This window comes from Paraburkholderia sp. PGU19 (assembly GCF_013426915.1).
GTDB lineage: Bacteria > Pseudomonadota > Gammaproteobacteria > Burkholderiales > Burkholderiaceae > Paraburkholderia.
On sequence record NZ_AP023179.1, the window covers coordinates 292,787 to 317,846 of the forward strand.

22 protein-coding genes and 1 pseudogene are annotated in these 25,060 nt (G+C 60.7%); 14 read left to right on the plus strand and 9 right to left on the minus strand.

Annotation, left to right across the window (positions count from 1 at the left end):
- Window positions 1-266 precede the first annotated feature (266 nt).
- Entirely contained in the window at window positions 267-485 is a 219-nt protein-coding gene (locus H1204_RS01270; protein ID WP_180729492.1) for a DNA-binding protein, read from the plus strand.
- Window positions 482-1,570, plus strand: a complete 1,089-nt coding sequence (locus H1204_RS01275; protein ID WP_180729493.1) for a helicase RepA family protein — start codon at window positions 482-484, stop codon at window positions 1,568-1,570. Before H1204_RS01270 ends, H1204_RS01275 begins: the two co-directional genes overlap by 4 nt.
- Before the next feature lie 814 nt (window positions 1,571-2,384).
- On the opposite strand, the gene H1204_RS01280 is transcribed toward H1204_RS01275, so the two are convergent.
- Window positions 2,385-3,182 (minus strand): hypothetical protein, encoded by a 798-nt coding sequence (locus H1204_RS01280; protein ID WP_180729494.1) that lies wholly within the window; start codon window positions 3,180-3,182, stop codon window positions 2,385-2,387.
- Window positions 3,183-4,087: 905 nt separating this feature from the next.
- Between H1204_RS01280 and H1204_RS01285 the strand changes: the two genes are divergently transcribed.
- The 4 genes from H1204_RS01285 to H1204_RS01300 all read left to right on the plus strand — a co-directional run bounded on the left by H1204_RS01285 (window position 4,088) and on the right by H1204_RS01300 (window position 9,604).
- Window positions 4,088-4,501, plus strand: coding sequence for a DUF6573 family protein (locus H1204_RS01285; protein ID WP_180729495.1), 414 nt, complete (start codon window positions 4,088-4,090; stop codon window positions 4,499-4,501).
- A 60-nt stretch (window positions 4,502-4,561) separates the two neighbouring features.
- Window positions 4,562-4,729 carry a peptidase gene (locus H1204_RS01290; RefSeq protein ID WP_180729496.1) on the plus strand — a complete coding sequence of 56 codons (168 nt, stop codon included), beginning with the start codon at window positions 4,562-4,564 and terminating at the stop codon, window positions 4,727-4,729.
- Between the two features lie 274 nt (window positions 4,730-5,003).
- A complete protein-coding gene (locus H1204_RS01295; RefSeq protein ID WP_180729497.1) occupies window positions 5,004-6,854 on the plus strand; it encodes a site-specific DNA-methyltransferase in 1,851 nt (616 codons plus the stop codon).
- Window positions 6,851-9,604, plus strand: coding sequence for a DEAD/DEAH box helicase family protein (locus H1204_RS01300; protein ID WP_180729498.1), 2,754 nt, complete (start codon window positions 6,851-6,853; stop codon window positions 9,602-9,604). Before H1204_RS01295 ends, H1204_RS01300 begins: the two co-directional genes overlap by 4 nt.
- Window positions 9,605-9,777: 173 nt before the next feature.
- Here the strand turns inward: H1204_RS01300 and H1204_RS01305 are convergent, their stop codons facing one another.
- Window positions 9,778-10,029, minus strand: coding sequence for a hypothetical protein (locus H1204_RS01305; RefSeq protein ID WP_180729499.1), 252 nt, complete (start codon window positions 10,027-10,029; stop codon window positions 9,778-9,780).
- A gap of 98 nt (window positions 10,030-10,127) precedes the next feature.
- Complete coding sequence (locus H1204_RS01310) at window positions 10,128-10,676, minus strand: hypothetical protein (protein WP_180729500.1); 549 nt, start codon at window positions 10,674-10,676, stop codon at window positions 10,128-10,130.
- An 883-nt stretch (window positions 10,677-11,559) separates the two neighbouring features.
- Here H1204_RS01310 and H1204_RS01315 point away from each other — a divergent pair.
- The gene (locus H1204_RS01315; protein WP_243468539.1) at window positions 11,560-12,030 is read left to right on the plus strand and encodes a toll/interleukin-1 receptor domain-containing protein; all 471 of its coding nucleotides are present in this window, start codon (window positions 11,560-11,562) and stop codon (window positions 12,028-12,030) included.
- 285 nt (window positions 12,031-12,315) lie between these two features.
- Here the strand turns inward: H1204_RS01315 and H1204_RS01320 are convergent, their stop codons facing one another.
- The 4 genes and pseudogenes from H1204_RS01320 to H1204_RS01335 form a co-directional block, all read right to left on the minus strand.
- A complete protein-coding gene (locus tag H1204_RS01320) occupies window positions 12,316-13,056 on the minus strand; it encodes a DUF1828 domain-containing protein (RefSeq protein WP_180729501.1) in 741 nt (246 codons plus the stop codon).
- A gap of 2 nt (window positions 13,057-13,058) precedes the next feature.
- On the minus strand, window positions 13,059-13,547 hold the full coding sequence (locus tag H1204_RS01325; RefSeq protein ID WP_180729502.1) for a hypothetical protein: 489 nt from the start codon (window positions 13,545-13,547) through the stop codon (window positions 13,059-13,061).
- 106 nt (window positions 13,548-13,653) lie between these two features.
- A pseudogene (locus tag H1204_RS01330) lies at window positions 13,654-13,758 on the minus strand (magnesium chelatase subunit ChlI); the annotation flags it as partial.
- 100 nt (window positions 13,759-13,858) lie between these two features.
- A complete protein-coding gene (locus H1204_RS01335) occupies window positions 13,859-14,113 on the minus strand; it encodes an accessory factor UbiK family protein (protein WP_180729503.1) in 255 nt (84 codons plus the stop codon).
- 415 nt (window positions 14,114-14,528) lie between these two features.
- On the opposite strand from H1204_RS01335, the gene H1204_RS01340 reads away from it, so the two are divergent.
- The 7 genes from H1204_RS01340 to ptsP all read left to right on the plus strand — a co-directional run bounded on the left by H1204_RS01340 (window position 14,529) and on the right by ptsP (window position 22,197).
- Window positions 14,529-14,867 (plus strand): P-II family nitrogen regulator, encoded by a 339-nt coding sequence (locus H1204_RS01340; protein ID WP_006048089.1) that lies wholly within the window; start codon window positions 14,529-14,531, stop codon window positions 14,865-14,867.
- Between the two features lie 26 nt (window positions 14,868-14,893).
- Window positions 14,894-16,399 carry an ammonium transporter gene (locus tag H1204_RS01345; RefSeq protein ID WP_180729504.1) on the plus strand — a complete coding sequence of 502 codons (1,506 nt, stop codon included), beginning with the start codon at window positions 14,894-14,896 and terminating at the stop codon, window positions 16,397-16,399.
- A 277-nt stretch (window positions 16,400-16,676) separates the two neighbouring features.
- Entirely contained in the window at window positions 16,677-17,966 is a 1,290-nt protein-coding gene (gene gshA / locus H1204_RS01350) for a glutamate--cysteine ligase (RefSeq protein ID WP_007745871.1), read from the plus strand.
- Between the two features lie 185 nt (window positions 17,967-18,151).
- Entirely contained in the window at window positions 18,152-19,108 is a 957-nt protein-coding gene (gene gshB, locus H1204_RS01355) for a glutathione synthase (RefSeq protein WP_180729505.1), read from the plus strand.
- A gap of 280 nt (window positions 19,109-19,388) precedes the next feature.
- Window positions 19,389-19,904: a PTS mannose transporter subunit IIA gene (locus H1204_RS01360; RefSeq protein WP_180729506.1), complete on the plus strand. Its 516-nt coding sequence runs from the start codon at window positions 19,389-19,391 to the stop codon at window positions 19,902-19,904.
- A 63-nt stretch (window positions 19,905-19,967) separates the two neighbouring features.
- Window positions 19,968-20,237 (plus strand): HPr family phosphocarrier protein, encoded by a 270-nt coding sequence (locus tag H1204_RS01365; protein WP_007577690.1) that lies wholly within the window; start codon window positions 19,968-19,970, stop codon window positions 20,235-20,237.
- Window positions 20,238-20,454: 217 nt separating this feature from the next.
- Complete coding sequence (gene ptsP, locus H1204_RS01370) at window positions 20,455-22,197, plus strand: phosphoenolpyruvate--protein phosphotransferase (RefSeq protein WP_180729507.1); 1,743 nt, start codon at window positions 20,455-20,457, stop codon at window positions 22,195-22,197.
- Between the two features lie 30 nt (window positions 22,198-22,227).
- Here the strand turns inward: ptsP and moeB are convergent, their stop codons facing one another.
- Both moeB and H1204_RS01380 read right to left on the minus strand, forming a co-directional pair.
- Window positions 22,228-22,986, minus strand: coding sequence for a molybdopterin-synthase adenylyltransferase MoeB (moeB, locus tag H1204_RS01375; RefSeq protein WP_180729508.1), 759 nt, complete (start codon window positions 22,984-22,986; stop codon window positions 22,228-22,230).
- 138 nt (window positions 22,987-23,124) lie between these two features.
- Window positions 23,125-24,723: a S41 family peptidase gene (locus H1204_RS01380; protein WP_180729509.1), complete on the minus strand. Its 1,599-nt coding sequence runs from the start codon at window positions 24,721-24,723 to the stop codon at window positions 23,125-23,127.
- Window positions 24,724-25,060: the final 337 nt, after the last annotated feature.

Genomic DNA, 25,060 nt, shown 5'->3' on the forward strand with positions numbered 1-25,060 from the left:
TCCACTTCAAGGCTTCCTGCCAAAGCCGCTCATTCTGGTCACCACGGTTGCGCGGCGAAAACGCGGACACCGTCCCGACTGGAGTGGGGCGCAAGTACCCCACCACGCGAGTCTTGCGCCTCCACCATCCCCCGACTTGATAGTTCGTCAACGCCGAAGACAACAGCCGCACACAGCGGAATGTTCGGACGACCGTTGAAACGAATTCGGCGCGTTATCAACGTGTGTTCGAGCCCCGCTGTGCACGGCAAGATGCAATCGTTGACATGAACACGACCAACCATTCTTCCTTTAGCTTCAAACGTGACGCCGTTCGGGCTGTCGTTTCGACCCATGTGGCCGTAGCCGCGCCGAACCGACGCCCGCAGACCCTTTGCAAATGGGCCTGTCTTGAAAATGGTCCCATCCGCCTGTTTCGTATCAATGGCCGCCTGGCATCGCTTGTAGCCGATATTCAGGCGCTGCTTGGCGGGGGGGTAGCATGAGCGCGAAGACCAACGTGAAAGACCAACCGGCTCGCGCCGCTACGCCAGAACTTTCATCTGTGACGAAAGCTGCAAGACGCTCGCTCAACGTCGTGTCTGCGGCTGACTTGCCCACCACCTATGCCGCCCCAGATGAACTGGTGCAAGGCTTACTCACTACCGGCGGAAGCAGCATGCTGTACGGCGACTCGCATAGCGGCAAGACGTTCTTTGCCATTGACCTCGCTTGCGCTATCGCCAAGGGCAGCGACTGGATGGGGCGACGTGTCGAACAGGGACTGGTGCTTTATCTGGCTGCAGAGTCTCCGGAATCGGTGCGCTGTCGCCTTCAGGCATATCAGAAGCATCACGGTGTTCGCGTGCCTAACTTCTTCATCGCACAGAAAGCGATAAACCTGTTTGCAGACGATGTCGATACGAAGGCCATCATCGAAGAAGTCCGGGCGCTGGAGGCTGAATACGGCCAATCGGTGCGCATGATTGTCGGTGATACGCTGGCACGCCTGAGTGTCGGCGCAAACGAGAATATGGGCCAGGATATGGGGCGTGTCATCGAACGCATCGACCGAATCCGCAGCGCGTGCGGCAAAGCGCATTTCATGCTCATTCATCACACCGGTAGAAATGCTGCTGCTGGGGCGCGCGGATGGACTGGTATGCGCGCTGCCGTCGATACAGAAATCGAGGTGACCGAGCAGGCTACGGGGCGATGTGCAAAAGTGACGAAGAATCGCGACCTCGGCTCAAAAGGGGAGCTTATCGGCTTCACGCTGGAGCGGGTCGAGGCCGGAACGACGAAGTGGGGAGCAGTGGCGACAAGCTGTGTTGTTGTTCCTGCTGACGCACCCGAGTGCCGCAGTGGCTCGAAACGCGGAAACGGTTTCAAACCCGGCACAATCAAGAGCAGAGTCATGGCGTTGCTGCGCGAGCAGAAGGACGGGGTGCAGAAAGCAGATGTCGTCGCTCACGTCGTCAAGGGTGGTGGTGCGGAATCATCCGTATATCGCGACATCAAGGACCTGCTGGCAACGGGGCATCTTCGCGAGGTCGATAATGTTCTGTCTGCCGCGGATAGTGCGACGTAAAGCAGGTACATGAAGGTACGTGCAGGTACCAACGCCGAGCGCGTCTTCGGCGTACATCTAGGTACGTAGGTACCCATCTATATATAGATGGGTACCTACGTACCTAGACCTTGTATGCGCAATGAGCGATGCAAGACCGTTGTGAAGAACCGGCTGACCAGGCGTGCGAGAGACGGCACCTCACCGATAGCCGCTTCCTGGCTGCTTGCCTTTCCATCAACAAATGAAAGCTCCTAGCGATTTCTCTCTCTGAAAGCAGGATTTGCGCGCGTAGAAGTATTTTTTCGCCCACTTTGCGTGGGCGATGGCAACCAGGAAAAGCAGTGAGCGGAGGCTAGCCATCGCGCTACCAGATGCATCCAGCGCAGTGGCTTCGCGGGCGTAGCCCGCAGGCTTACCCATTCTTCCAACCGCGCCAGCAAATCCGCGGACCGGTCATGCGCCCCATCGCGGGCGGGTGGCCTGCAAGCGGATTGCGGACGCGCGATAACATCACAAACAAGAAGCCGGGTAAGCCTATGCTCACATTGAGCGACGACGCGCTCATGACCGCGCCGACCAGAGTGACCGGTTTTGCGCAGCAACTGTGCGCGCAAAAACAACGCCCCGCCAGATGCCTCCGGCGGGGACGCTGCCCAATCCAGTTTTTCCATGCAGAGACCGGGATGCATTCTGCACGGCGGAGTCCTTCGAATTAGAAGGTTTCCGCGATGGAGTTCACGAGTACAAGCGGTGGGTCAATACCGCAGGCCGGGGACGAGTCTCCCCTCGTCGATTGCCTTGTCTGATGGCCGGGACATGAACGCCCAGGCCATCAGGCAAAAACGATGTCCTCGAATTTGTATAGCTCCGTGGAGAACGCGACGAGCGCATCGAGCGCACTCTTTTTCCAGCCCTTCGCAATCAGGTCGCGCGCGAGCTTCGCACGGAACGCACGCGTGCAGATGAAGATGACTTTTCCCCATTTCAGACCCTTGCCCAGCAGCTTCGAGCCCGAGGCATCCGCCGCGTCGGCGGCAACAGCATCGAGCCATTTCAGCAGCTTGGCATATTCCTTTGCGTTCTTCCGGCTTCTCTCGACTTCCACGAGCCATACCTTGCCATCATCGCCGCGCAGCAGAACGTCAGGTTTCTTGCCCGCGATGCCCTCGACGCCGCCAAGCCACTTATCCTGCGCAATCTCACGCTCGGTCGAGACGCGATAGCCGTCGAGAAGGCCGCGAATGGCAATCTCGTTGGCAATCGTGCGGTGCCGGAAATGTGCCGAGCTAAACGCCCGCACCAAATCCTTTCCCGTTGTTGCCGCAATCCCTGCGTGTTGCAACCGGCGCGCGCCCGCTTCTGACAGCGCGTAAATCACGCTGCCGTCCGGTCCCTGCCCGCGCAGTACCTGGCGGGCATCGGCCAGCCGCCGCACCGTGCGTTGCGCCATCCGCACATCGGACGCGGTGGCGACGGGCCCTTCTAGCCTAGGCTCGCCGGTCGCGCCGCTGGACCAGACCGCGCGCAAAGCGGCGCAATCTCTGGTCCTCAGGAAACCAAAGCGAGATAGCGAGTGCAAAAGTCGTTGCTCCTGCTCTCTGGCGATGATGCGTCCGTCGCGCGATTTCACGAAGTATCTCCAAAAAAAGTGTCGATATTTCGTATAGCGCGAAAGTCGCAGCATCCCGTGTTCGCCCTCCCGGACGGCGGAGGACGAACACGGAAGGCGTAGCCGCTTACGCGGCGAGCCACCATGCCCTCTGCGCAAAACTGGACGTTTTGCCGGGCATTTTCGCTACTGGACGTAGCTCATGTCTCCAAAAGCGGCGCCCCACGCTTCGCGCGGGCAAGCTGCTCACTCTGGCCCGCTGGACGCGTTCCAGGCATCGGCTCCGCCTTGGTCGGCGCGGTGCTTGACTGACCAACTTGCCCGCGCGCTGCTCGGGGCGCGGGGCATTGCTGCCCCCATCGCTCTGCCGGTCGGTAGGCCGACCTCTCGTGTCTGGGGACATGAGCGAGCGACGGCTCCCCCAAGCGCACATCCGGCTCGCGTGGGCGCGACCGCGGCTGCGCGGACAGCGGGCTGGACGCCCTTGTCCCACGCCAACCCTTCGGGCTGTCGCGGCTCCCTACCTCTACGCGCTTTCGCGCTCCGACTACGCGCCTCTGGCTTGCAGGCCACGCGCGGCAAGCGCGCATAGGTCGCGGCCTGTGGCCGCGACAGCGTCTGCGTCGTGAAGTTGGTGCTTGCACAGTCCTTCCTGATTTCGCCGCCACCCGTTGGCGACCGTACCCCGGGCGGTCCGCATGGCAAGGGCCTGCGGCGCTCCGCGCACGTCCTCACCCGGTCCCCTGCGGGGCTGCGGCTTCCGGGCGGTGCCCTTGCCATGCAGCCTTCTCGCCCGGTGTCGCGGCACGCCAGGGCGACGAACTCAGGAAGAACGGTAGCAAAACGGCAGCACCACCCCCACGCCGCATCCGGGAAAGTGAGGGGGCTCGGAATCTTGGAACCCGGTCACCTTTGGAGAAGGCATTTTGGAAAAACGAGAGGGCCTACAAGACATCTTTGGCGAAGCCATTTCGGTGTACACACGCGCGCAGGCAATTGCGGACGGCGTGTTGATTGATGTCTCGGCAGACGCAAACGAGGCGGGCTTCAAAGTCCCGGTCGCAATCACCGCAGCGGCCTGGGCGGAGGTGGTTGCATGGTCAGCCGAGGACAGCGCTCGACAAATCCACCAGGACGAACATGAGCGCCTAAATGACCTGTTGTGGGCTGCCGCCACCTTGGCTCGCCATCACACGGGCAACCGCATGCCCTTTCAGCATCATCGCGTGCCGCGCGGTCGGGATGAGGTCCGTCGCATACCGATAACGCTCGTGATGGTCATTGGACCGGGAGATAACGCCGCGCCGGTCGTGACTTTCATGCTTCCGACCGACGACTGATTTTTTTGGCCCCGCTGATTGCGGGGATTCACCCACTGCTCGATATAAAGGAGCGCAAGTATGGCAATGCACCCTATCAACCCTGCGACTGGCCTGCCGATGACCAGTGACGACTACGGTGGCTTCGATGTGGGCGGTAGCCCATACGGCACTGATGTCCATTCGCAACATCACCCCTGGTCGGCGTCGTACCCGACTTGGGACAGCGGGGGCTGGAACAGCTTCTGACGCGTTGCGGCGACGCGGGATACCTCAACTCCCCGGTATTCGATGACCATCTTGGCGGTTGCATTATCATTGCGGTTTTTGCTTCCAACTGGTTGTTTCCCGCGCTGCATGAGCCAGAACATCAAGAACGCACTCCGGGGCGCAGCAAAGCAGCTGCCGCCCCTCTTGGGCCGACTGTCCTCAGGGACATTCGGACTCCCCGCCCCGTGCTCGGAGCCGCGTTTGCCGATTACGGCACATTCTGTACCTTGAGCAGGCATCAACCACATACCCCATGTCGAAATCAATTTCCTCGTTGGAAGAGCAGTACGCTCACCTCAATGCAGCACAACTGCGCCGGATTCTCATTGAGCACTTGACCAAGCAGAAGCTAGGGCTCTATTGGGAGCATGACTCTCTGGAACGCGACACAAAGCTCAACGGTGACGTCGTACTTCCGGTACTTGATGAACAGGCATCGCTTCCTTCCGCTGACGGCAGCTACCGCAACTTGGTTATCGAGGGCGACAATTTCGATTCATTGCGCCTTTTGCGCGCGACCCATGCGGGCAAGATAAGGGTTATTTACATTGACCCTCCATATAACACCGGCAACAAGGACTGGGTTTACAACGACCGGTTTGTGGGAAAGAACGACCGGTGGCGTCATTCCCAGTGGCTAGAATTTCTTTATCAGCGCCTGCGGCTCGCTCGGGACCTGCTTACGCCGGATGGCGTCATCATGGTCTCCATCAATGACGAGAACCGGGCAAAGCTAGAGCTATTGATGGACGATGTGTTCGGCGGGATGCGCGTCGGTAGCTTAGCTTGGAGAACACGGGATACGACGAGCGCGAAAGGGCAGAATTTCAGTGACGTGCACGAGCACATCCTCGTCTATGCTGCGGAAGGCTTCGCGTTCAACGGGCGCGAGAAGACGCAGAAGAAGTACAAAAATCCAGACAAGGACCCCCGAGGCGCTTGGAATGGCGACCCTCTGACGCTGGCGTTCGACCGATTCGACCGGGAAAACCTCTTCTATCCGCTGCACAATCCCGACACAGACCGATGGTATCCGTGCGACGAGAACCGTGTCTGGGCCTACGCCACGGAAAAGCGGGTAACGGACGGGCAAGAGCTCCAAGCTGAGACGATGGAGGAATTCATTCGCCGAAAGCAAATCTTGTTTCCGGCTGAGGAAAAAGTTGTTATCTGGAACAGTCTGGACGAAATCTATGCGGCTATCGAAGCCGGCGATGTACCTGTCACGCCCAAGCGGAAACGTCCATTAATCACGAAGACGACGCCCGATTTGGAGTTTTGGGTGGGCAAGCAGATTGGCTTCGGACGCCCTCTCTTCAAAAAGTTTTGGAAGGACTTGCGCAGTCACGTCAATCCTCTTAGCTCTTGGATTTTTCGCATCAACGAAGTCTACGACGACGAAGATTTTGCAGCCATGACGTCCCCTCAGGCTGGCGAGGGGACGGAGGTAATCCAGGCGATTTTCGGCCGAAAGGTATTTCAGTATCCCAAACCTCCAGCTCTCATCAAAGAGCTTTTGCGGCAGGCTTCCAAGCCGGGCGACATTATTCTCGACTTCTTCGCTGGCTCGGCGACGACAGGGCAGTGCGTTCTTGAGCTTAACGAAGAGGACGACGGCAACCGCCGATTCATTCTCTGTTCCAATTCTGAGGCGACGGCGGCTGACGTCAACAAGAACATTTGTCGTGACGTGACTGCGGAAAGGTTGCGTAGAGTCGTCGCGGGGTTTGCTGGATTTGAAGCCGTACCCGGCGACTTCGCATATCTCAAGCTGATTAAGTACGACCCCGCTGACGTCGCGTTGGACGCGACGCCGGAGAATGCGTTTCTCACGCTCTCATTGCGACACGCCGACAAGCTAACTGCGGCAGACGATTCGGATGTGCAATTGGTTGCGCGAGGCGGAGGTCTGGCGGTCATCCACTGCAAGCGGGTCACGAAAGCCGCTTTGGAGTTCATGGCGGCACTGCCGGAGGCACGGCTTGCCGTTTACTCCGACAGACCGCACACGGTGGAGGAGCGGCTATCGGCCGGCGGTAAGACAGTGAATAGTTACGCGATTGCTGACGCTATCGTGAAGGGACAGAATAAGGTGGGCATGTGAGTAGCGACCGCGAAATCATCGTTGGGCAGAGCGTGGCATTGGAGCCGGAAGCCTTCCAGCTTCGGCTTATTGAGCGCATGACTGCGGTACTTGGGCGGGACCCGAGTCCGCCGTGTCTGTTACGGGCGCCCACGGGTGCTGGTAAGACATTCGTTATCAGCAAGGTCCTTGAGGCGGTCTGCGAGCAGACTCCTACTTTGTGGTTTTGGTTCGTTCCGTTTGCTAACCTGGTTCAGCAAACCGAGGATTCTATTGCCTCAAACTGCTCGACCATGGCACCAACGTCCTTGGCAAAGGGGCGGAACAAAGAGCCTGCTTCACGCATGGTGCTGATTTCAACCGCGCAGGGTGTTGCTAAGGCAACCGCTCGGAAGTCTGGCTATCGCAACGATTCTGATGACGATGTGCGTTCGCTCGCAGACCTGGTCGAGCGAGGTCGGGCGAAGGGGCTCAGTATCGGGTTGGTGGTCGACGAGGCTCACATTGGCTTGGACAGCCAAACTGAGTTCGGCCAATTTGCAAAATGGCTGAGGCCCGACCAACTCATCATGGCTTCGGCCACGCCCAAGGACCAGCGCTTAACTGACTTTCTCGTCAACGCGGGCTATTCCGCAAGCGAGTCATTCTCCGTTTCCCGCGACGAGGTCGTGGATGCCCGACTGAACAAGAAGTTTATCGAGGCGGTTGTCTATGACCTTCGCCAAAGCATGCAAAGCGTTACCGACCTCCAACAGACGGTACTCAAGCAGGCTTGGCGCAGAAATCAACGAATCAAGCACCTGCTCCAGAGCGCCCAAATTCCAGTAGTGCCGCTGTTGCTGGTACAGGTCGGAAACGGTGCAACGGCCGTTGAGGAAGCACGCAACCAATTGATGCGTTTGTGCAAGGTGCCGCCTCAGGCGATTGGAGAACACTCAGCCGACGAACCCAACCCTGTGCTGATGGCTTCAATCGCGAACGACACGACGAAGGAAGTGCTCATATTCAAGCAATCGGCAGGAACAGGCTTTGATGCGCCAAGAGCCTTCGTGCTCGCGTCCACTAAGCCTGTCAACGACCCGGACTTTGCTCTGCAGTTCATCGGCCGGGTAATGCGGGTCACCCACGGCGTTCGTAATGCCTTCCCCAAACCAAAACATGTTGATGTGGAGCTGGACACGGCATACGTGTACCTGGCCAATGCCCAGGCGCAGCAGGGCTTCGAGCAGGCTGTGCAATCCACCGCTCAGCTCAAGAAGCAGTTGGAAGGCCAGACTGAAAAGCTTATAGCCAAGACGACCATGAGCGGCGCGGTCGTCTATTCCAATAAGCAAACGGACCAGCCGCCGCTGCGCTACGACGACGAGTTGCCACCTTCCGTCGGCGCCGGCGACGTCGATTCAAACGAGGCGCCGGACGGAGAGTCAAACGACGGCGATTTTGTACCAGACAGTGTGTCCTCCGGCGGCGGCACGAAGTCACCGACGGTCGCCGTCGATGGTGCTACGCCCGATTTGTTTGGCATGGACGATAGCTTAGACGCAGTCGTCGAACCTGCGCCAAGCCCATCGAAGAAGAAGTCCAAGAAAGGACATCCGAAAACACGGAAGGAACTGCTCGACGTGTTCCAGGAGGAAGGCATCCGTGTTTTTTCGCGAACTGAAAGGGGTATGTCTGCTCCTATCGCGTTCAAGCGGGAGTTTCGGCCTGAACTCACGGATATGTCAGCTATTTCGAAATCGGTTGCAACCAAGTTTCACATTGCGAGTGACCTCGAAACCAATGCAGTGAGAGCGGCACTGGACCGTCTGCGAGAGAAAGAAGTGCACACGGAGCTTACTTCCGGCGAGCGTACTGAGCAGGACGTTGCCGTCGTTACGGACCGAGTTGCTCTCGCTAGAGAGGCGCTGTCGTTGCTTCGCGGATTGCCTCAAGTCGAGGATGAGGACGCACGAATCATCATCGACGTTGTAAGCAAGCGGCTCCAGCCGACTGTGACTGCTCAGCTTGAAGACATCAACGAGGCTATCACTATCGACGAATCTGAAGTGCGTAAGTACGCGAGAGATGCGGCGTACTGGGTCATTCGTCGAGAGGCAGACACGCTGGCTGAGTTGTTTCACGAAGAAATTGCAGCGCAGGCAATTCTCGCGGACGCAGCGCCTCTTCCTGACGTTATGGTGTTCCCAGCTTCTATTGGACTGGAGCCGTCGGCGCGGAACATCTATGGAGTGCTACCGCCTTCGTCAAATGATTTGGACGCCGTATCGCAAGTGCTGACGGTAGATGTTCGTGAGTTCGTCACTAAGGACTTCGAGGCCAAGCTGTCCGACGGGAATGTTCTGAGCGGAGCTTACGACGGAGGCTCAGCGTTGAACAATGAAGAGCGGGAATTTGCCAAGGCCCTAGACCGTTCGGCATTCGTCCGCTGGTGGCACCGAAATCCAGACCGAAAAGCATATTCTGTCCGTCTCGTTCGAGGTGAGCACAAAAATTACTTCTACCCAGACTTCGTTGTCTGCGTCGAGCATATTCCCGGTGACGAGCCGGCAGAGCGCCTTATCGAGACCAAAGAAAATGTCAAAGACGCAGCGCGCAAATCAAAGCACACGCCGCGGCATTATGGTCAGGTGCTATTCTTGACCAAGGACCAAAAGCGGCTGCGAGTGGTGAACAAGGACGGCAGCCTAGGCGATTCGGTCGACCTAGACAACCTGTCAAAGGTTAGGGATTTTTTGCGCTCCACCCGCCCCGTGGACCTAAACCCATAATAGGAGCGTGCTGCCGGCAGGGGAAGACGGCGGGGAATTAGATGCCTTCCCCGCCTAACGCATGCGGGCACTGTTCGGGCGCTACGGTGAGCTATGTTTCGCACGTAGCCGCTTGAGCGGCTCTTGTTGCAAGCCATTGCTCGCTGGCCGGCTTTCTCGCAAACAAGCCGCGGTCAATGCAGCAGCGGAGCGATGCCCTTAACGTGCATTAGCAAGAACCGTGTAGCAGTATCGCGGGCACGCAACTCATCAATGCCGTAATGGTGCCGGCAGATGCTCCCGACCGCTAGGTCGAGGCAGTACGGCGCGGGACTGAACCGGGACGGCTTGTGGTTAAGCATACGCCGCAGCTTCACGGTGACAGTGGCGTCGCTCACTTCAGACGCAACCGAAAATTCTTCCACGGTTTCGAATTCCAACGTCATGCGCTGCTCCAATGTAAAGTGACGGGATGGCGAGGCACCTGATTCCATGGTAAGTGAGCCACAGAAGGGCGCCGCACAAGCAGTGGCCTTAGCTCGACTCATCCCGGCATCGAGACAGATACGTCAGCTCGCCAACCTTTTGCGGCTGCGCGTGACTCGGCCTGCAACTCCTTGACGACATCTTTGTAGAGTCCGCCCCGGAGATTGGCGACGAGGTAGCCGATGCGGCGCGCGCCCTGCGCCGTCACGACGAACGGCACGTTTCCGAGCCCCCAGACTTTTTCACTCCTGTCGTTGAGTGCCTTCTCTGCTTTTTTTGAAGCGGGCCGCAGGTATCCGCGTTGCGCCAGACCGAGGATGCCAACTTCGGCGAAGATGCCGCACTCCCGCGAGCTAAACATGCGGTATTTGCGATAGAGCAGGTTATTGACGAGCTGGCTGTTGTACGTTTTGGTCAGGCACATCACGCCGAGTACCAGTGCCTCCATCGGCGGAAGCGCTTCGACTTCGTTTCGGCCCGAATAGGGCGTGACTTCGTTGGTGAAATACAGGCTCATCATCGTTTGCATGAAGGGCATGCTCGGGTCGGTCAGTTTTTCTTGCGGCAGCATCGTCATTTCTCCATCGGTAGTGTCGGTTTGGCTCATGTGCGACACGGCACGGGCGGTCTATACGGCAACCAGATGCCGCCAGACGCAGCGGAGCTCGAACGTACGTTGTTGGCCTGCTGAAATAGCGGCAACGTGCGTATGAGTGTTTCGCCTTGCGTGTCGTCGCTCACAGCACCGACAGAATCAGGTGGGGTGCCAGTGGGGGCGCAAGAGTCGGATGGTGGGGTATTTTTGCCCGACGGCCTTTTGATGTCTTAACGAAATCGCCAACGCGCGCGTGTAGGGCTACGGGCGAGAGACCGGCTGAGTAACGCGGAAACGCAAACCGGATGAGTGCCGGACGGACGGGCGGGCGAGACGGGCTCGGTAGCGACGTGCTTTTGAGGTAGTGGCGGCGAGCCCCGAGGGACGCCCAATCCGCGCGGCTTTGAATCGGGCGTGTTCCCTTCAGTTTCATGCTTCCGGCACAGGTACCGGGGGTCACTTAGGGCGATTCACAGATACGCACTCAGCAAGCTTGCGCCGAGCAGAATCGCCTCCAACGTCAATCCTTAAGTGGTCGCAGATACCGGTCGCCGTGGTGCGATGAAGATTGCGTTCGCGATTCACACCCTAATCTCATGACGCCTTACTCAATTGTGTTTAACATCGGCGCTGTTACAACAAAAGAGGCAGCATGGCTATGGCAAGATGCACGGCACCAGTGCGTGGACATAACTCAGCAGCCGCGGCGGCGGCCTGTCCTGCGTGTAGCAGCCGCGGCTATCGCTACGGCGGTGGCTACAGCTCGCCCTACTCCACGTCGGGCAGCGGAGGAGGTGGCTACAGCAGCGGCGGCGGCGGTGGAAGCAGGTCCAGTGGCGGAGCAAGGCCACGCTGGTCGCGAGCCAGTTCGTCCGTCTCGTACACGACTTCCCAGGTGCAGTCGCTTACGCCAATTCGCGAATCCGTTGAGAAGACGGCGGTAGCGCAGCCTGACCTTCGCGATTGCTTCCTTTGCCACGCGTGGGACGACCGGCAGGGCGCAGCTAAGGAGCTTTACGAATTGCTCGTGGCGGCTAATGTAAAGGTTTGGTTCAGCGAGAGGGACCTTGGTCTCGGCGTGCCGATGATGCGTGCCATCGACAAGGGCTTGGCGAATTCGCGCATCGGGCTCGTGCTGGTCACCCCGAACCTGTTGCGCCGCCTCCCGCAAGAGGGCGTCGCCGACAAAGAGCTTTCGGCTCTCCTGGCGGGCAACCGGCTCGTGCCTATCGTGCACCAGACGACGTACTCGGAGCTTCGGAATGTCAGCCCTTTGCTTGCCTCCCGAACCGGCCTAGACACTTCCGAAGACTCAATGGCGGTTGTCGCGACCAAGATTGCCGAGCTGGTCGACATCTGGGCCTAGGAGGCTGTCTTCCAACCGGTTGACCGCCAATCACTTTCGGCTTCTACCACCATTGCGCCCCTTGGCTTCGGCTTCGGGGCGTCGTTGTTTGTGTATCCCGCAACAAGATTCTTCAGGCCCCGAGTGGTCAGTCACCCGGGTCGAGAGCGAGGGGCTACGGTTGCGCTTCGGGTGGTGCAATTAAGTACCGACGATGGCCCGAGGCGGCCAACCAAGGAGCCGGTGTGACTCGCCGTGAGGTCCGTAGTCTGAACGGACTGACTGGTGCCGAGGATGAGCGCGCCGTTAGTGCTCGCTCGAAGGGATGCCGGCTACGCGCCGCAACTGCTGCATGCCCAGAACGGATACCATGCGCGACAGAATCGCGGTCTCCGCTTGTGCACGCTCGGAGTCCTCCCGGTCGTCCATGACGACTAGGATGCGACTCGCGTTTTCATCGTCCGCGAGGTCCATCGCTTTACGAAGTATGGAGCCGGTGCTATTGGAGTTTGGCCGGACGGCATCAACAAGCTGGTCCCCATATTCGAAATCGAATGTGTGCAGACGGCCTGACATCCCGACGATTTGAGGGTGTGGCACAACGTTGCGGTCAACGTGCCACGCTCGCAAGTAAAACTCGACCTCGGCGAGGTACTGCTCCGTTTCGTCGGACATACCTCGTTGCTCGCGCTCGTAGTCGACCACTTTGAGCAGCGTTCCTACGTAGCGCCTGACCAAGTCTGGCAATTCGGTCGACTGCGACCGCCCAGTGAGTTCACCAGAGTCTTCAAGCCGCAAGCCATGCGCTTCGGCCAGTTGTCGGAGGAAACGCCATTTCTTCCGGTCCGAAATATCGAGCCCGACAGTCGACAAATGGAAAAGGGTGTCCGAGTTATCGCTAATCTTGACGGTCGAGTCGAAGTCGTCGAGATAGAAGTGGATGACGTCGCCGTCTGCAAAACAAAAAGGCGTGCTGACCGCCAGCGTCCCAGTAGGGAACCGGTGGCAAGAGAACCCCAGTGCTCCGAGAAGGTTGGCGCAATTCATAGCTAAAACAAAGAACCCTCTGTTGGTGAGCGATATTCCGCTCCAAAACCAATGTTAGCGTTTCGCAGGAAGAGGTGAAACCATTGCTCGTGGTCAGCGCAACATAAGTTAGGCGCCGGTTCGATTTCCTCGGCCCGGTCGCCGAAGTGCTGATGGGGCCCCATGAGCAGCTTGCCCGGTTCGCGATGGCTAATTCGGTCTGGACGGCAGACCTCAATCTGGTAGATGCGGCTTTTATTGGTCAAGCGGCGCACGTAGAGCGTAAAGGAGTACCGGCAGTCTTCCGGGGCAACGCCCAGGCGAAACCCCATCTCACACGACATCCCCGCGAGTGCTACGCCTTCCTCGGAAAACACGGGGGCCCGCCACCATCGGAAGTTGGAGTTGTTTGGTTGATGGTCCCAGTGGACGTTTTCATCGACAAGCTTGGGCTGGTCGATGATTGCCGCAATTTGCGCATCGGAAAGCGCTGGCGTTTGGGAAGTTGCCACTTATCTTCATACGCGAAGGTCAAGCTGTGATGCTGACCTAAAATTCGCGCGTGCGCAACCTTGTGGATAGCGCCGGGCTATGGAACGGACGGTGCAATTAATACCTAACGATGGAAAAAGAGGGAAGTCCGTTGGCGAGGTGAACCTCGACGGTAACTTCGGGCGCGCGGCCAGCGGCCGGCGCGCGACTGCGCACCACGGCAAGCGACATGTTGTCTCCCGTCCCGACGCGCCCGCGGGGCGCGTTCACCTTAAAGCGCTAATGACGTCACGGGCCGCTTGCCTGTGATGTTCAGATCAGAAGGGCGTGTTCAGGACGATTGGCTCACGGGCAGCTTCTGCTCGAGTTCGGCGACGCGCCGCTCCAGCTCCTCGAGCCGCGCGCGGGTGCGCACGAGCACCTGCGTCTGCGTGTCGAATTCCTCGCGCGTCACCAGGTCGAGCTTCGAAAAGCCTTGCGACAGCATTGCGCGCACATTGCGTTCGACATCTTTGGCCGGCGAGTTTTTGAACAACTCGGAAACCTTGACCTGAAAGTCATTGAAGACGTCGTTTGGTTGTTTCATTTCATTCCCCTTAATTGCACAAAAAATGTGCATGTGATGTTACGCGCGTGCCTCGTAACACTGAATGATCGTTTCTGGTGCATGTTCCCTGGTCGCCCGCTACAGCATGGGCGCCTTTGGTGCGCACGCCTGTTGTCCAAGCCTGCAAACACTCTAGCAACGATCCCGATAGCGCGCCAGCGTGCCCAGCCTGAACTGGCCATCCGGACAAGAAAACGCGCAAAGCCTTGTGCCACAAGCGCCGGCGGGAGTCTGCCACAAACATGGCATGGACGTTGCTGTTACTGCCCCGCGCACCGGCGGGACGCCGTCTGGAGAAGCGCCATTGCTAGGGGTTTCGGGGGAGTTGCCGAAAGCAGGGCGCAAGGCAAATGCAAGTCACGCAAACGGGTTGAGTCACTACAGCGAGGATTTCATGAAACTCATTACCGCAATCATCAAGCCTTTCAAGCTCGATGAGGCGCGCGAAGCCCTGTCGGCGATCGGCGTCTCGGGGATCACGGTGACGGAAGTCAAAGGATTTGGTCGTCAGAAGGGCCATACGGAGTTGTATCGGGGAGCCGAGTACGTCGTCGACTTTCTGCCGAAGGTGAAGATCGAGGCTGCGGTGTCGGACGACATCGTCGACCAGGCGATCGAAGCCCTCGAGCGCGCGGCGCGTACGGGCAAGATCGGCGACGGCAAGATTTTCGTCACGCCGATCGAACAGGTGATTCGGATTCGCACCGGCGAGACCGGCGCGGACGCACTGTAAAAAACAGCGACAAGAGGAAACTGAAGATGCGTAAATTATTGATGTCCCTGCTGATGGCCGGCTCGCTGCTGTCGGTCGGCATCGGCGCTGCCCTCGCGGACGACGCGTCGGCTCCCGCCGCGGCTTCCGCCCCGGACACGACGGCGAGCGCGCCGGCTGCGTCGGATGCAGCGGCCGCGCCCGCTGCGAGCGCCCCTGCTGCCGACGCTTCGGCCGCACCTGCCGCCAGCGCGCCCGCTGACGCATCGGCAGCGGCTGCTGCTTCGGATGCCGCACCTGCTGCACCGACGGCGCCGTTCTCGCTCGATTCGTCGAAGATCAGCTCGGGCGACACCGCCTGGATGCTGACCTCGACGGCCCTCGTGCTGTTCATGACGATCCCCGGTCTCGCGCTCTTCTACGCCGGCATGGTCCGCAAGAAGAACGTGCTCGCCACGGTCATGCAGAGCTTCGCGATCACCTGCATCGTGACGGTGATCTGGACCGTGGTCGGCTACAGCCTCGCGTTCACGCCGGGCGGTTCGTTCCTCGGCGGCTTCTCGCGCGTGATGCTGCACGGCATGGCCTACATCAAGGGCGATAAGGCGACGACGCTGACGGTCAGCCACCTCGCGCCGACCATCCCGGAATCGGTCTACTTCGTCTATCAGATGACGTTCGCGATCATCACGCCGGCGCTGATTACGGGTGCGTTCGCAGACCGTATGAAGTTCTCCGCGATGCTGATTTTCATGACGCTGTGGTCAATCATCGTCTACTCGCCGATCGCGCACATGGTCTGGGAACCGACGGGCTGGCTGGCTACGGCAGGCATCCTCGACTTCGCAGGCGGCACGGTGGTGCACATCAACGCGGGTATCGCGGGTCTCGTCTGCTGTCTCGTGCTCGGCAAGCGTACGGGCTACGGCAAGGACTCGATGGCACCGCACAACCTCGTGCTGACGATGATCGGTGGCTCGATGCTGTGGGTGGGCTGGTTCGGCTTCAACGCGGGTTCGGCAGTGGCGGCTGACGGCCGTGCCGGTTTCGCGATGCTCACGACGCAAGTTGCAACGGCCATGGCCGCACTCGGCTGGATGTTTGCTGAATGGATCGCGAAGGGTAAGCCGTCGGTGCTCGGCATCGTGTCGGGCGCAGTGGCAGGTCTGGTTGCGATTACGCCGGCTTCGGGCTTCGTCGGCGTGGGCGGCGCGCTCGCCATCGGTCTGATCGCTGGCGTGGTGTGCTTCTGGTCGGCTACGTGGCTCAAGCACAAGATGGGTTACGACGATTCGCTCGACGCGTTCGGCGTGCACTGCATCGGCGGTATCGTCGGCGCATTGCTGACGGGTGTGTTCGCCGTCAAGGACATCGGCGGCGCGGACGGCAGCGTCATCCTGCAGGCGAAGGGCGTGCTGACGACGCTCGTGTACAGCGGCGTGATCAGCTTCATCCTGCTGAAGATCATCGACATGACGATCGGCCTGCGCGTGACGGAAGAGGAAGAGCGCGAAGGTCTGGACGTGATCCTGCACGGCGAACACGTCGAATAACAGGTCCCGCAAACCCGGTTTTCCCCGGCGACGGGGTCACGAAAGGTACGAAAAAGGTACAAGCGCAGCGACTTTGGCCCGCCTTCATGGCGGGCTTTTTTCATGGCGCGACGGATCGCCGCAGCACGCTTCAATCTTGTCTCACAAACAGCAGATTTTCCGGCTATCGTTCCTATAGGGAGAATGCATGCACCCATAACTTGCGAATGGAGAAAGCGCCCCCAAATGGGCAAAGCATTTGCTCTACAATCTTTTTTCTCCAGTCTGCGAGTGATCAATGGTTCCGCATTTAGTCACGGCGTTAAACGGCCCGCTGCTCGATCTCGAGCGGAAGATCCTCGACGCCACGCCCGCCATCGAACGCTGGTTCCGTCTCGAATGGCAGGAGCACACGCCGCCGTTCTATTGCTCGGTCGATCTGCGTAACGCCGGTTTCAAGCTCGCGCCCGTGGATACCAACCTGTTCCCCGGCGCGTTCAACAACCTGCCGCAGGAAACGCTGCCGCTTGCCGTGCAGGCGGCGATGGCGTCGATCGAGAAGATCTGTCCGGACGCGAAGAACCTGCTCGTGATTCCCGAGCGTCACACGCGTAACGCGTTTTACCTGGAGAATGTCGCGCGGCTCGCGACGATCATGCGTCAGGCGGGCCTGAACGTCCGCTTCGGCACGCTCGACGAAAGCATCGTCGGGCCCGTGACGATCGCACTGTCGGACGGTCAGAAGATCGTGCTGGAACCGCTGGAGCGCTCGGCACGTCGCATCGGGCTCAAGAATTTCGATCCGTGTTCGATTCTGCTGAACAACGATCTGTCGAGCGGCATTCCGCCCGTGCTCGAAAATCTGCACGAACAGTATCTGCTGCCGCCGTTGCACGCAGGCTGGGCCGTGCGCCGCAAGTCCACCCATTTCTCGTGCTATGACGACGTCGCGAAGAAGTTCGCGAAGATGGTCGAGATCGATCCGTGGATGATCAATCCGTATTTCGCGCATGTCGAAGGCGTCGATTTCGAGGCGCGCACGGGCGAGGAAGCGCTCGCCGACGCGATCGACGGCGTGCTGAAGAAGATCGCCAAGAAGTATCGCGAGTACGGTATTTCGGAACGGCCGTATGTCGTCATCAAGTCGGACGCAGGCACGTACGGAATGGGCGTGATGACCGTGCACGACGCGTCGGAAGTGGCCGCGCTGACCAAGCGCGAGCGCACGCGGATGTCGACCACGAAGGAAGGCCTCGATGTGCACGACATGATCGTGCAGGAAGGCGTCTACACGTTCGAGCGTATCGGCGAGGAAGTGGCCGAGCCCGTCGTGTACATGATCGACCGGTATGTGGTGGGCGGCTTCTATCGCGTGCATGGCAGCCGCGAACGCGACCAGAATCTGAACGCGCCCGGCATGCACTTCGTGCCGCTCGGCTTCGAGCACACGGCCCTGCCGGATGCGCACGCAAAGCCGGGCGCCGCGCCGCCGAACCGCTTCTACATGTATGGCGTGGTGGGGCGGCTGGGGCTGCTGGCGGCATCGGTGGAGCTGGAGAAGACCGATCCCGAGGCGATCCAGGTCTGATCGCATCCGTCGTTGGGCCCGACCCGGCGCAGGCACCCCGCAAGCGCGTAGAGCGCGCTCGCGGTAGGCTGACGCTCCCGCCGCGTCGAACGCGACAGCATTTGCAGGCGGATGCGCTGCATCAGCGCCTGCGCCTTACGCTTTAACGAACAATGTGTGGCCCGCGAGGGCGCCTCAGGAACTCCATGGACATTCTCTTCATCGCCGACCCGCTTTCCCGCTTCAAGATCTACAAGGATTCGACCTACGCGATGATGGCCGAGGCCGCGAAGCGCGGTCATACGCTGTACGCGTGCGAGCCGCAGCATCTGGCGTGGACGGGCAGCGGCGTCGAGGCGAACGTGTACCGTTTCGAGATCGTCGGCGATCAGTCGGACGGTCATCGCGACGTGTGGTTTGAAGCGCAACCCGTCGAGCCGCGCGCGTTGCCCAGCTTCGGCGCAGTGGTGATGCGCAAGGACCCGCCGTTCGACATGGAATACGTGACGTCGACGTGGCTGCTCGAACTGGCCGAGCGCGCGGGCGCACGCATCTTCAACAAGCCGCAGGCGATCCGCGATCACTCGGAAAAGATGGCGATCGGCGAGTTTCCGCAATTCGTCGCGCCGACGCTCGTCACGCGCGATCCGGCGCGTTTGCGCGCGTTTCACGCGGAGCATGGCGACGTGATCCTGAAGCCGCTCGACGGCATGGGCGGCATGGGCGTGTTTCGCGTGAAGGCGGACGGCATGAATCTCGGCTCGATCGTCGAGATGCTGAGCCACGACGGCGCGCGTTCGGTGATGGCGCAGAAGTTCATCCCCGAGATCAAGACGGGCGACAAGCGCATTCTGCTGATCGGCGGCGAGCCGGTGCCGTATTCGCTCGCGCGCATTCCGCAGGGCAACGAGGTGCGCGGCAACCTCGCGGCGGGCGGGCTGGGCGTCGCGCAGCCGCTGACGGCGCGCGACCGCGAGATCGCCGAAACGCTCGGGCCGGTGCTGAAGGCGCGCGGCCTGCTGCTGGTCGGGCTGGATGCGATCGGCGACTGGCTGACGGAAGTGAACGTCACGAGCCCGACGTGTTTCCGCGAGATCATGGATCAGACGGGCTTCGACGTGGCGGCGATGTTCATCGACGCGTTAGAGAAGGCCGTCGGTTGAAGCGGCGCGGGTGCGCCGCCATCTTCCGTTATGGAAGTTCGTGCGGTGGCCAGCCAAGCGAGAAAAGGCCGAAAGCGCGAAAATGAGGCTGTTACAATGCCCGCTCCCCTGAAAGCGGCCCGCGGGGGCCCACGCGATCCGGCCCCTTGGCGGTCGGATCTCAGGCGAGTTCGATGGCGTGCTTTCCTGTTCGCCGCGTCTGCGCCGTTGTTTCGGCTGCCGGACAGTGGAATGGAAGCACGGCCGCGATTTTCGGGCGGTTTTCTGCAGCAAGGCTGACATGGCAGGCATTCTGATCATTGCGCACGCTCCCTTCGCCTCCGCGCTTCGCGAGTGTGTCTCTCATATTTACGGCGGCTTGCCCGCTCGCATCGGCGTCATCGACGTATCGGCGGATTGCGATCCCGCCCAGGTCGTGGCGTTCGCGCATGCGGAGATCGACAGGCTGAGGGAAGAAAACGGCGCGCTCGTGCTGACGGACATGTTCGGCGCGACGCCGGCGAACATCGCGTGCCGCCTCGCATCGATTCCCGATGTGCGGGTGCTGGCAGGTGTGAATCTGCCGATGCTCGTGCGCGCGGTCTGCTATCGCGCGACGCCGCTCGACGTGCTCGTCGACAAGGCGCTGGCGGGCGCGACCAAAGGCGTACAGGCTGTTGGACCGGCGACGCCGGCCGTCGCCGCCTGCGCCGTCGCGAACACCGACGACTGCCTTCCCGTCGCGCCGCCGGACACGGTGCGCGCCGAAAGCTGCAAGACAGCCAGCGACACCGGCTGCAGCGGAAACGCCACCTGAGCACTACCCACAAGATTTCTGCTTTACCTCGATAACATCAACACCCGCGCATCGGACCAACACATGCTGCAACAGGAAACGACTATCGTGAACAAGCTGGGGCTGCACGCACGCGCGTCGGCCAAACTCACGCAACTCGCCGCCAACTTTCAGGCGGAAATCTGGATGAGCCGCAACGGTCGGCGCATCAACGCGAAAAGCATCATGGGCGTGATGATGCTGGCGGCGGGAATCGGCAGCACAGTCGTGATCGAAACGGAAGGCGCGGACGAGAAAGATGCAATGGACGCGCTGCTCAAACTGATCGCTGACAAATTCGGCGAAGGACAATAAAAAATCCGCTGCTGCATTCGTTCTGCATGCAAGACGCCGCGCGATGTCGCGGCGTTTTCTTTTGGTCCGCCGGATGGCGCGCCGGCGCGCGGCTTACTGCGACATTCGATGCTGCGCTGCACAGCACCGATATGCGGTACGGAATTTATAATGACCATCGGGGTCTGAGAGCATTGCAGCGGTTTGCCGCGGCATCACACAACTAGAGGAGGTGCGCGTGTCGTTCACGCTGCATGGAATTCCCGTGTCACGCGGTATCGCCATCGGGCGGGCATATCTGATCGCCCCGGCTGCACTGGACGTCGACCACTATCTGATCGAGCCCACCCAGATCGAGGGCGAGGTGGAGCGTTTTCGCACGGCCCAGGCGCTCGTGCATCGGGAACTCGACGAGTTGCGCGCCGATCTCGCCGCCGACGCGCCCTCCGAAATGGGCGCCTTCATCGACGTCCACACCATGATTCTGAACGACGCGATGCTCGTTCAGGAAACCATCGACCTCATCCGCACGCGCCGCTACAACGTCGAGTGGGCGCTGACCGAACAGCTAGAGCGCCTCACTCGCCATTTCGATGAAGTGGAAGACGAATATCTGCGCGAGCGTAAGGCCGATATCGAGCAGGTTGTCGAACGCGTGCTGAAGGCGTTGGCGGGTGCGACGAGCGGGCTCGTCAACGGCATTCACGGACGCTGCGACGAAATGATCGTGGTCGCGCACGATATCGCGCCCGCCGACATGATGCAGTTCAAGGGGCAGACCTTCCAGGGCTTCGTCACGGATCTGGGCGGCCGCACGTCGCATACGGCGATCGTCGCGCGCAGCCTCGGCATTCCCGCAACGGTCGGCGTGCAGCACGCGAGCGCGCTGATCCGCCAGGACGATCTCATCATCGTCGACGGCGACCATGGCATCGTGATCGTCGATCCGGCGCCTATCGTGCTCGAAGAGTATTCATACCGGCAGAGCGAGAAGGCGCTGGAAGCGCGCAAGTTGCAGCGCCTGAAATTTTCGCCCACACAAACGGTGTGCGGCACACGCATCGACCTGTGCGCGAACATCGAGCTGCCCGACGACGCGCAAGCCGCGCTCGACGCAGGCGCGACGGGCATCGGCCTGTTCCGCACCGAGTTCCTGTTCATGAACCAGAAGGACGGGATGCCGGAAGAGGAAGAGCAGTTCGCCGCGTACCGGCGTGCCGTCGAACTGATGAACGGCATGCCCGTGACGATCCGCACGATCGACGTCGGCGCGGACAAGCCGCTTGATTCGATCGGCGACGAGTACGAAACAGCGCCCAACCCGGCGTTGGGCCTGCGCGCGATCCGCTATAGCCTGTCCGAGCCGCACATGTTCCTCACGCAGCTACGCGCGATCTTGCGCGCGTCGGCGTTCGGTACGGTGAAGATCCTGATTCCGATGCTCGCGCACGCGCGCGAGATCGACCAGACGCTCGACCTGATCCAGGAAGCCAAGCGTCAGCTGGACGACGCGGGTCTCGCGTACGATCCGAACGTGCGCGTTGGCGCGATGATCGAAATTCCGGCGGCGGCGATCGCGTTGCCGCTTTTTTTGAAGCGGCTCGATTTCCTGTCGATCGGCACGAACGATCTGATCCAGTACACGCTTGCAATCGACCGTGCCGACAACGCGGTCGCGCATCTGTACGATCCGCTGCATCCCGCGGTGCTGCATCTGATCGCGTTCACGCTGCGCGAGGCGAAGCGCGCGGGCGTGCCGGTGTCGATCTGCGGAGAGATGGCGGGCGACCCGACGCTCACGCGTCTGCTGCTCGGCATGGGTCTGACGGAGTTCTCGATGCATCCGAGCCAGGTGTTGCTCGTGAAGCAGGAGGTGCTGCGCTCGCATCTGAAGACGCTGGAAAAGCCGGTGGCGGACGTGCTTGCGGCGTTCGAGCCGGAAGAGGTGCAGTCGGCGCTGGATCGCATCGCGCAGGCCTGATGCGCTTTCCCGTTCGGCGAGTGGCGAGATTTACGAACGATGCCGCTCGCCGCACACTGGGCAATCCGGCTGGCGCGCGATGCGCATCGTGTTCCATTCCATCCGTAACGAATCGAGCATCATCAGGCGGCCCACCAGCGGCTCGCCGATGCCCGCGATCACCCGCAATGCTTCCGCCGCCTGCATCGCGCCGATAATGCCGACCGTCGGCGCAAACACGCCCATCGTCGAGCACGCCACTTCCTCGAACGGCTGATCTTCCGGAAACACGCACGCGTAGCACGGTGAATCTTCGCTGCGGAAATCGAAGGTGCTGATCTGGCCGTCGAAGCGCAGCGCCGCGCCCGATACCAGCGGCACGCCGTGCTTCACGCACGCGCGGTTGATCGCGTGACGCGTCGCGAAGTTGTCCGTGCAGTCGAGTACGACGCTCGCTTGCGGCACGCTGCCGTCCAGCCACGCATCGTCGACGCGTTCTGCCACGGCGTTCACAACGACTTCCGGATTCAGTTGCGCGATCGCGTCCCGTCCCGATTCGACCTTCAACCGGCCAACCGACTTCGTCACATGCAGAATCTGACGCTGCAGATTGGTGAGATCGACGGTATCGGCATCGACCAGCGTCAGCTTGCCGACGCCCGCTGCCGCCAGATACATCGCCGCCGGCGAGCCGAGACCACCCGCGCCAACCACAATGGCGTGCGCGTCGAGAAAGCGTTGCTGAGCCTCGATGCCGAGTTCATCGACGAGGATGTGACGGGAGTAGCGCAGGAGTTGATCGTCGTTCATGGCGGGGCGCGGCGTATGTCGTAGGTGTCGCGCTGGCTGCGGAGAGATACGGCGCGAGGTTCTCGTTATTCTAATCGCGCGGAGGAAAGTGTCTTCGCGGCAACGTGAGCCGCGAAGACACTGGGACAGATCAGACGCTTACTTGGTCGGCGCAGCCGGTTGCGAAGCGGGCTGCGTCGCCGAAGCGGGCGCCGCCGGGTTCGACGCCGTCGGCGTAGCAGCCAGCGCGGGCTTCACAGCGACAGGCGCCGAAGCCGATTGCGCCGGCTTGTTCTGCGCGAGACGCCGCTCCATCAGCGACTTCGACTCCTGCACCGGCTTGCCTTCGAGCTTGTTCAGACCTTGTTGCAGCATGAAGTCGTCGTTGGAACCGAATTCGACCGGCTTGCGGTCGCGATCCTTCTGCTTCTGTTCCGGCGTCTTCTTGTCGTTCTGCTCTTCGAGCAGGCGCAACTGGTCCATGCGCTCCTGTTCGCGCTGTTCCTGTTCCTTCTTCTCGTTCGGGTCTTGCGTGTTCGCAAGGTGATTCGAGTAGTCGACTTCGCGCGTGACGAGTGCGTCGTCCGGATCGCCGTCCGCGTATTGATCCACCGCAACGTCGGGGCGGATGCCCTTGTTCTGGATCGAACGGCCGCTCGGCGTGTAGTAGTAGGCGGTGGTCAGACGCAGCGCCGAATCCGCTGTCATCGGACGCACGGTCTGTACCGAGCCCTTGCCGAACGTCGTCTTGCCGACGATCAGCGCGCGATGTTGATCCTGCAGCGCGCCCGCGACGATTTCCGACGCCGACGCCGAGTACGCGTTGGTCAGCACGATCATCGGAACGGTCTTGAAGATGGACGGCAGGTTCTTCAGCGGATCGGTGTCGAAGGACGGCAGACGATAGTTGTCGTAGGTGTCGCGATAGACCTGCTTCGAGTCCGGAATCTGGCCGTTCGTCGACACGACGACGGAATCCGGCGGCAGGAACGCGCCCGCGACGCCGACGGCGCTTTGCAGCAGGCCGCCACCGTTGTTGCGCAGGTCGAGGATCAGGCCCTTCAGGTTCGGCTGCTGGCGCGCGATGTCCTGCAGCTTGGCTGCGAGATCGGGCACCGTGCGTTCCTGGAAGCTTGTGATGCGGACATAGGCGTAGCCCGGCGCGAGAATCTTCGACTTCACGCTCTGGACCTTGATGATCGCGCGCGTGACGGTAAGCGGGAACGTGCGGTCGTCGGTCTTGCGGAAGATGGTCAGCGTGACCTTCGTGCCCGGGTCGCCGCGCATCTGCTTGACGGCCTTGTCCAGCGTCATGCCGCGCACGGGCTTGTCGTTGATGCGGGTGATCAGGTCGCCCGGGCGGATGCCGGCGCGGAACGCGGGCGTGTCTTCGATCGGCGAGATGACCTTGATGAGGCCGTCTTCCTGCGAAATTTCGATGCCGAGGCCCGCAAAGCGGCCCTTGGTCTGCTCCTGCAGTTCTTCGTAGTCGGTCTTGTCGAGATAGGACGAGTGCGGGTCGAGGCTCGACACCATGCCCTTGATCGCGGCCGTCAGCAGCTTCTTGTCGTCGACGGGCTCCACATACTCATGCTTGATTTGCCCGAAGACTTCGGCGAAGAGTCGCAACTGGTCGAGCGGCAAGGGCGCGGACGCCGATGCGGGTTGCTGGGCCGAGGCGCTGAGTTGCAGGGTTGCAAAAACGCCGGTAGCCAGGCCCGCGGCGATAAGGCCGATATTTTTCAGGTTCTTTCGCATAGAGTGTGTTGCGGTCGGAAGCGCGTGGCAGCGTCAAAGGAAAAAGGACGGACAAGTATAACTTGACGCTTGCACGGCCTGTACGTATGGGTGATCGGGTTTCGACAGCGGTCGCGCTGCGAGGTTCTAAGGATCGCTGCCGTCCTGCGCAGCGACTGTGCGCTGGCGGACGCCCGCAGCGTCAAAAGTGCCGCCACGCATGGGCTGAACGGCCGGTTTCGTTGCGTGCGCATCGGTATGGATTGCTTGCGTGCAGGGATCGCTGCACAACGTGCGGCCATCTCGCGACGACCCATGATGGCGCCAGCATGGCGGGTACATGGCAATGCTGTCAGGC

Excerpts from the sequence above, each read along its gene's own strand:
- H1204_RS01305 (WP_180729499.1), bottom strand. The coding sequence starts at position 10,029 with ATGACGTTGGAATTCGAAACCGTGGAAGAATTTTCGGTTGCGTCTGAA.
- H1204_RS01320 (WP_180729501.1), bottom strand. The coding sequence starts at position 13,056 with ATGAATTGCGCCAACCTTCTCGGAGCACTGGGGTTCTCTTGCCACCGG.
- H1204_RS01365 (WP_007577690.1), top strand. The coding sequence starts at position 19,968 with ATGCTGCAACAGGAAACGACTATCGTGAACAAGCTGGGGCTGCACGCA.
- H1204_RS01380 (WP_180729509.1), bottom strand. The coding sequence starts at position 24,723 with ATGCGAAAGAACCTGAAAAATATCGGCCTTATCGCCGCGGGCCTGGCT.
- H1204_RS01310 (WP_180729500.1), bottom strand. The coding sequence starts at position 10,676 with ATGAGCCAAACCGACACTACCGATGGAGAAATGACGATGCTGCCGCAA.
- H1204_RS01295 (WP_180729497.1), top strand. The coding sequence starts at position 5,004 with ATGTCGAAATCAATTTCCTCGTTGGAAGAGCAGTACGCTCACCTCAAT.
- H1204_RS01270 (WP_180729492.1), top strand. The coding sequence starts at position 267 with ATGAACACGACCAACCATTCTTCCTTTAGCTTCAAACGTGACGCCGTT.
- moeB (WP_180729508.1), bottom strand. The coding sequence starts at position 22,986 with ATGAACGACGATCAACTCCTGCGCTACTCCCGTCACATCCTCGTCGAT.
- H1204_RS01290 (WP_180729496.1), top strand. The coding sequence starts at position 4,562 with ATGGCAATGCACCCTATCAACCCTGCGACTGGCCTGCCGATGACCAGT.
- H1204_RS01335 (WP_180729503.1), bottom strand. The coding sequence starts at position 14,113 with ATGAAACAACCAAACGACGTCTTCAATGACTTTCAGGTCAAGGTTTCC.
- gshB (WP_180729505.1), top strand. The coding sequence starts at position 18,152 with ATGGACATTCTCTTCATCGCCGACCCGCTTTCCCGCTTCAAGATCTAC.
- H1204_RS01340 (WP_006048089.1), top strand. The coding sequence starts at position 14,529 with ATGAAACTCATTACCGCAATCATCAAGCCTTTCAAGCTCGATGAGGCG.
- gshA (WP_007745871.1), top strand. The coding sequence starts at position 16,677 with ATGGTTCCGCATTTAGTCACGGCGTTAAACGGCCCGCTGCTCGATCTC.
- H1204_RS01360 (WP_180729506.1), top strand. The coding sequence starts at position 19,389 with ATGGCAGGCATTCTGATCATTGCGCACGCTCCCTTCGCCTCCGCGCTT.
- H1204_RS01345 (WP_180729504.1), top strand. The coding sequence starts at position 14,894 with ATGCGTAAATTATTGATGTCCCTGCTGATGGCCGGCTCGCTGCTGTCG.
- H1204_RS01275 (WP_180729493.1), top strand. The coding sequence starts at position 482 with ATGAGCGCGAAGACCAACGTGAAAGACCAACCGGCTCGCGCCGCTACG.